Genomic DNA, 1,635 nt, shown 5'->3' with positions numbered 1-1,635 from the left:
TTTGCCTCGGCGGCCCAGCTCAGGGCGTCGGCATGGAGGCCGGACAGGCTCAGCCCGTCGTACGGGTTGCGGTAGCCGACGCGCACGTCGTTGTCCTCGTCGATGTAGATCGTCTTGAACAGCGCCTGATTGATGAGCCGACGGTTCGCGTCGTCGGCGTGCTCGTAGATGTCGGCGGCGTTGGACAGCAGTTTCAGGGAGTCGTCGAGGTTCTCTCGCGCACTGACGTAGTGGCCGTGGTGCGCGGTGATCCGGTGCTCGATGGTCTCCAGCGACGCGGTGATCCGGTCCTGCTCCTTCTTGAGGAGGTCGAGCGGGATGGCTCCGGCGTAGTGAGCTTGGAGCAGCTTGTGCTGCTCGCCTTCGAGTTGGGTTCTCCGGGACGCGAGGTCGGCAAGTTCGGCGGCTCCTTCGGCCATCATCTCGTCGAACCGGGCATGGATCATCGCCGAGACCGCCTGCGTCGTCTCGGGATCGAGCTGCACCTTGGTGTAGAAGCGCTCGATGAGTCGTTCGACCTGCTCGATGAGCATCGCCTGCCGGGTGCAGTCGCCTCTGCCACCATGCCGGCTGGCGCAGACGAAGTACGGGTAGATCGTGCCCTGGCTGCTCTTGGCGTTGCACACCAGTAGCCGCGAGCCGCACTGGCCGCAGAACACCGTCCCCTTCAAGTAGTGCTCGTGGACTTGCGTTGCATCTGCTGCCGAGCGGTGCGTGCCGAGCACGGTCTGCACCTGGTCCCACACCTCGTTGGGGACGATGGCCTCGTGCGCTCCGGCATAGGTCACGCCCTGGTAGCGGACGCTGCCCTTGTAGTACGGGTTCGTCAGCATCCGATGCACCGACGACTTCCCGATGGGTCGGGACGGTCGCCGCGGCGACGCCGCTGTCGTGAGCCCGCGCGCTACGAGCTCCTGGTGAAGCTGGCTCGTCGTCCAGTCGCCGGATGCGAACACCTGGAACGCCCACCGCACCAACGGGGCTCGCTCCTCGTCGATCTCGACGGTGCGTACTTCCCGCCCGAACTCGTCGCGCACGCCGACGTTGCGGTAGCCGATGGGTGCCTTCGTCACGGTGCCGCCCTGCGCGGCCTTCTGCGACAGACCCTTGACGACCTCGGTGGCGAGGTTGCGGGAGTAGAACTCCGCGATCGAGGACATGATGCCGTGCAGCAGCATCCCGGACGGGGTCTCGTCGATGTTCTCCGTGGCCGACACCAGCGTGACGCCGGCGTCCTTGAGGGCGAGGTGGATGGTCACGTCGTCGGCTCGGTTGCGGGCGAGCCGGTCGACCTTGTGGACGATGCAGTAGTTCGTCTTGTGCTTCGCGACGTACTGGATCATCCGCATCAGTTCGGGCCGGTCGGCCTTGCGCGCGGACTCGCCCGCGTCGACGAACTCCTCGATGATCGTTGCTCCGAGCTGGTCGGCCTTGCGCTGGTTCGCCTCGCGCTGGGCCGGGATCGAGAAGCCCTCCGCCTGGCCGCCCTTCTCCGCCTGCTCCTTCGTGGAGACCCGTAGGTAGGAGACGGCGAATGATCCGGGGAACGGGGTGGGCGCTACGAGGCTGTCTATCGCGGTTCGGTCCGCGTCGATGATCGTCATGGCTCTTCTCCACAGTCACTGGTCCTGCCGA

General features: G+C 66.0%; 1 protein-coding gene. It reads right to left on the bottom strand.

What is annotated here, in order from left to right; translation table 11 throughout:
* On the bottom strand, positions 1-1,604 hold a 1,604-nt coding region (locus M9952_16560; GenBank protein MCO5314537.1), incomplete at its 3' end, for a recombinase family protein.
* Between the last annotated feature and the right edge of the window lie 31 nt (positions 1,605-1,635).

The sequence above is a fragment of the Microthrixaceae bacterium genome, from assembly GCA_023957975.1.
Taxonomy (GTDB): domain Bacteria; phylum Actinomycetota; class Acidimicrobiia; order Acidimicrobiales; family Microtrichaceae; genus JAMLGM01.
This window is presented reverse-complemented; position numbering and strand designations above follow the sequence as displayed.